The following is a 4,522-nucleotide window of genomic DNA, read 5'->3' on the forward strand; positions in this document are numbered from 1 at the left end:
ACCTTAGAAGTCTTATTGCCCTCGATCGTCCGCACTATGCCATTGTTGTAGCTGTGCACGATGCCGATATGGCCTTCCCAGCTTGAGGGGGTATTTCTCCACCAGACAATAATGTCGCCCGGCTGCGGCGGATGCGTGTCATCGGGCTTGATAAGCCAGCCCTTGCTCTTCATTTGGGTGAGGATGTCACGAGCCCCGACCGAATATGTGAAAGGCATGGGATGCCCGGAATTTTGGAAGCAATAGCTGACGAAGCCGGCGCACCAATTGGCCGGCGGCGTCGCCTTGCCATTGAGATATTTGGTGACGTGCGGCCCCATATTGTTGCCGCCAACTTCGCCATTGCCGGCCTTCATTTCGTTGATCGCCACCTGAAGCGCCGCCTGGCCGGTTGCCGAACCCCCACTGGGCGCAGACAATGCGGTAGTGCTGACGGAGGTGGGAGTGGGGGCATTTGCCAGGCGGCTGGCAACGGCCCAGGCTGTCACCGGACCTACAATGCCATCCACGACCAGCGGTCGCCCAAGGCTATCCACGTTCTGCATTTGGAAGGCGCGCACTGCCTCCCAGACATCGCGGTTAAAGATGTCCGTGGCAGCACCGGAAAAGTATCCCAAGTGTTTGAGATCGGCACACAATTTTGCGACGACTGTACCTGCACTTCCCATTTTTATAAGCATGTCAATCTCACTTTGGCACTAACATGACCTACGACGAAGATGTTCATTGATTGCGTCGAAATTGAATCGCAACGCTTATTATGGCAGCACGAAAAAGTGCACTGGTCAACAAATGTTATTTCAATGCAAAATCATCCCGATTGAATCGATATCAACAACAAGACGAATATGATCAAACCATAACGCCCCCGGCAACAGAATGCTACATCTCGCTCGATTGGCACTTTTTGTCCGTCGTCAGATCATTTGGCGCAGATTGGAGGTTTGCTTAGTGGAGATTTCTGCTCGTCAACGGGTTGATGTTATGCGGCGATGGTTGCGTGCAGCAAGCGGCGTTTCTGGATAGTTTTGCGTTTGATCCTTTCTCGGTGTTCGATGATGGCTGCGGCCCTGCCGACGTAGGCGTCGGCGGGTGTCACATTGTCGAGGCTCTCGTGATAGCGCCGATGATTGTAGTGCTCGACGAAGGCCTCGATCTGGCTTTCGAGATCGCCGGGCAGGAAGTAGTTTTCGAGCTGGATGCGGCTCTTGAGCGTCTGATGCCAGCGCTCGATCTTGCCCTGTGTCTGGGGATGGAGCGGAGCACCGCGAACATGGTCCATGCCATTGGCCTGGATGTAATCGGCAAGATCCTGGGCGATGTAACTGGGGCCATTATCGCTCAGCAGGCGCGGCCGATGCTGCACATGGGCCTGATCACAGCCTGAAGCGGCCAGTGCGATATCCAGCGTATCGGTGACATCCTGGGCCCGCATGGTGGAGCACAGCTTCCAGGCGATGATGTAGCGGGAGTACTCATCCAGCACCGTGGACAGATACATCCAGCCCCAGCCGATGATCTTGAAGTATGTAAAGTCGGTCTGCCACATCTGGTTGGGACGGGAGGTTTTGGTGTGGAACTGATCCGCCGCCTTGATCACCACGTAGGCGGGGCTGGTGATCAGATCGTGAGCCTTGAGAAGCCGCAAATCAAAGCCATCACCGGCCACAAGACGGACCGAGAAGTCTCTAGGTACACCGCAGCAGCCGACCAAATAACGCTCTCGGACCAGGCATTGGCGCGGCTTCAGCAGAGCAAAACAGGAACATAAATTGACTAACTTCAAAGTTGAAGCTGGCTAACCGCCTGCTAAACTATTGAAATATAAGGATGCGCTTGAGGGAATGGCGGGTAGGGAGGGATTCGAACCCCCGGAAGGCTTTCACCTTCGCCGGTTTTCAAGACCGGAGCAATCAACCGCTCTGCCACCTACCCGTTGGCACTGCCTTTAGCGTCGGCTTTTCGCGCTGTCCAGAGGCGGAGCGGCCAAGCGCGGTGTTCTTTACCTGCGGAGCCCTATCGAGTGGCCGCTTGCTGGCCTCGGGGACGGAATTTCGGCCCCGAGGCCGATTAATTTTATCAGGGAAGCAAGACAACCGAACCGATTGTTTCGCGACCTTCAAGTGCGCGGTGCGCTGCCTCCGCCTCTTCGAGACGGAAACGGCCACCGATCTTGACCTTGATTGCGCCCGCGCGGATCGCGCCAAACAGCGCCTCGGCGCCCTCAAGCAGATCCTCACGCCGGGTGAAATAGTGCGTGCCCGTCGGCCGCGTCACGTAGAGCGAACCTTTTCTCGACAACACGGTCAGATCCGGGATCGACACCACGCCCGAGGCGTTGCCGAAGCTGGCGAGCAGGCCCCGGGGACGCAGGCAATCGAGCGAACCTTCGAAGGTCGACTTGCCGACGCCGTCATAGACGACATCGACGCCCCTGCCCCCGGTGATCTCCTTGACGCGCGCGACAAAGTCTTCGGTGCGATAGTCGATCACATGGTCGCAACCATGGGCCTTGGCCAGCGCCAGCTTTTCAGGGCCTCCGGCTGTGCCGATGACCGTCGCGCCGAGCGCCTTGGCCCATTGGGTGGCGATGAGGCCCGTGCCACCGGCCGCTGCGTGCCAGAGAATCGTCTGGCCGGGCTGCACTTCCCAGGTCTTGAACAGCAGATAGTAAGCTGTCAGGCCTTTCAGGACGACTGCGGCCGCGGTTTCCTCGTCGACGCCATCGGGAATGGGGATAAGCTTTTCGACCGCGGCAAGCCGGGTTTCGGCATAGGCGCCGGACTGGCCCTGATAGCAGACCCGATCTCCGACCTTGACCGCCGTCACGCCCGGGCCGACCGCCTTGACCACCCCTGCTCCCTCATTGCCGCCGACAAACGGCAGCGACATAGGATAGAGGCCGGAGCGCTGATAGGTATCGATGAAGTTGAGCCCGATGGCCTTCTGCTCGATAAGCGCCTGGCCCGGACCAGGGTCACCGACCGGCCAATCCGCGAGGCTCAGCACCTCGGGACCACCGGTCTTGTTGATCGCTATGACACGGGTCATTTGGGTGCCTTGGGTTTGCGTGGGGCCGATTTTGGCCGCGACTGCGCCTGGCGGGTCTGCGAGGTCTTGGCGCGCGGCCTGCCGGTGACGGCGGATACGCCGGCCTGAGCGGATACCGAGCCGGTATCACCGGTGAATGGCGTCATTTCATGGTGGCCGGAGCCGCCCGCCGCACGCAGCTTGCGGGTCTTGGCGAAGATATTGACCGCTTCCACCAGCACCGAGAAGGCCATGGCCGAGTAGATATAGCCCTTCGGAATATGGAATCCGAGGCCATCGGCCACCAGTGTCACACCGATCAGCAGCAGGAAGGCCAGGGCCAGCATTTTGGTCGTCGGGTGATCCGCGACAAATTTTGCGATCGGTCCTGAAGCAAAGAACATCACGGCGACGGCGACCAGCACAGCGGCGATCATCACCGCCACCTGGTCGGCCGGCACCATGCCGACGGCTGTAATGATGGAGTCGATCGAAAACACCATGTCGATGATGACGATCTGCACCAGAATGGCCTGCAAGCTTGCCTTGGCGGCCTCCTTGAGGCCAACCTCGTGCGGCTCTTCGATGGCCGCATGCATTTCGTGCGTCGCCTTGTAGATCAGGAAGGCGCCGCCGGCGATCAGGATGATGTCTTTCCAGGAAAAGGCATGGTCAAAGACCGTGAAAACCGGTTCCTTGAGCTGCACGATCACGCTGATCAGCAGCAGCAGCACGATCCGGAACACAAGGGCCAGGCCAATGCCCAGCTTTCTGGCGAATTCGGCCTGTTCGCGCGGCAGGCGCGACACCAGAACCGAGATGAAGACGATATTGTCTATCCCCAGCACGATCTCCATGACCGTGAGGGTAAGAAAGGCGATCCACACATTGGGATCGGCCAGAAGCTCAAACATGGTGGGCTCCGAAAAAGGGTTTCCAAATCGGCAACGAGTCGATGGACTAGCGGGGATAGTGGAGACTTTCACATTGCGTGGAAAGCGTCCTGGCCCCCTCTTATTTGTTAGAATTCGTTCCTAAGGCAGCATTTTCCTCCCCTGCGGCAAGGCGCGAAATGGTTCTGCCTGTCCGATACTGGTATGCCGTGAATGGCCAGTGCTAGGCTCTGGTTCCGTTCCTGCGGAGTTTCTCGATGGAATCCTTCACGCCCCTTACTGCGGCGCTCGGCGGCTCACTCATTGGCCTTGCCGCGGCCGTACTCTGGCTCGGCAATGGCCGCATCGCCGGCATATCCGGCATTTTCGGGCAGTTGCTGCCGCCTGCGCGAACCGTGGTCTGGCGACTCATCTTTCTCGTCGCCCTGGTTTTCGGCGCCTGGGCGACGTCCCGGGTCTTTCCGCAACTGGGCGTGGGCGGGCTCGAACCCACTGAACTCGTGCGGCCGCCCGCGGCCTGGGGCATACCGCCCGCGGTTTGGCTGATCGTTGCCGGACTTCTCATCGGGTTTGGCACCAAGATCAGCAATGGCTGCACC

General features: G+C 59.1%; 4 protein-coding genes, 1 tRNA gene and 1 pseudogene. 1 reads left to right on the forward strand and 5 read right to left on the reverse strand.

Annotated features, from left to right (window positions below; translation table 11 throughout):
- The 5 genes and pseudogenes from J0I64_RS01050 to J0I64_RS01070 all read right to left on the reverse strand — a co-directional run.
- The coding region (locus J0I64_RS01050) for a CHAP domain-containing protein (RefSeq protein WP_291405560.1) at positions 1 to 680 on the reverse strand (680 nt) is incomplete at its 3' end.
- A 302-nt stretch (positions 681 to 982) separates the two neighbouring features.
- Positions 983 to 1,645 (reverse strand): annotated as a pseudogene (locus J0I64_RS01055) (DDE-type integrase/transposase/recombinase); the annotation flags it as partial.
- Between the two features lie 200 nt (positions 1,646 to 1,845).
- Positions 1,846 to 1,935 (reverse strand) — tRNA-Ser (locus J0I64_RS01060).
- Positions 1,936 to 2,079: 144 nt separating this feature from the next.
- Positions 2,080 to 3,051 carry a quinone oxidoreductase gene (locus tag J0I64_RS01065; RefSeq protein ID WP_291405562.1) on the reverse strand — a complete coding sequence of 324 codons (972 nt, stop codon included), beginning with the start codon at positions 3,049 to 3,051 and terminating at the stop codon, positions 2,080 to 2,082.
- Positions 3,048 to 3,944: a TerC family protein gene (locus tag J0I64_RS01070; RefSeq protein ID WP_366933667.1), complete on the reverse strand. Its 897-nt coding sequence runs from the start codon at positions 3,942 to 3,944 to the stop codon at positions 3,048 to 3,050. Before J0I64_RS01070 ends, J0I64_RS01065 begins: the two co-directional genes overlap by 4 nt.
- A 236-nt stretch (positions 3,945 to 4,180) precedes the next feature.
- On the opposite strand from J0I64_RS01070, the gene J0I64_RS01075 reads away from it, so the two are divergent.
- A partial coding sequence (locus J0I64_RS01075) for a hypothetical protein (RefSeq protein ID WP_291405564.1) occupies positions 4,181 to 4,522 on the forward strand: 342 nt, incomplete at its 3' end.

Source organism: Devosia sp., assembly GCF_017307565.1.
GTDB lineage: Bacteria > Pseudomonadota > Alphaproteobacteria > Rhizobiales > Devosiaceae > Devosia.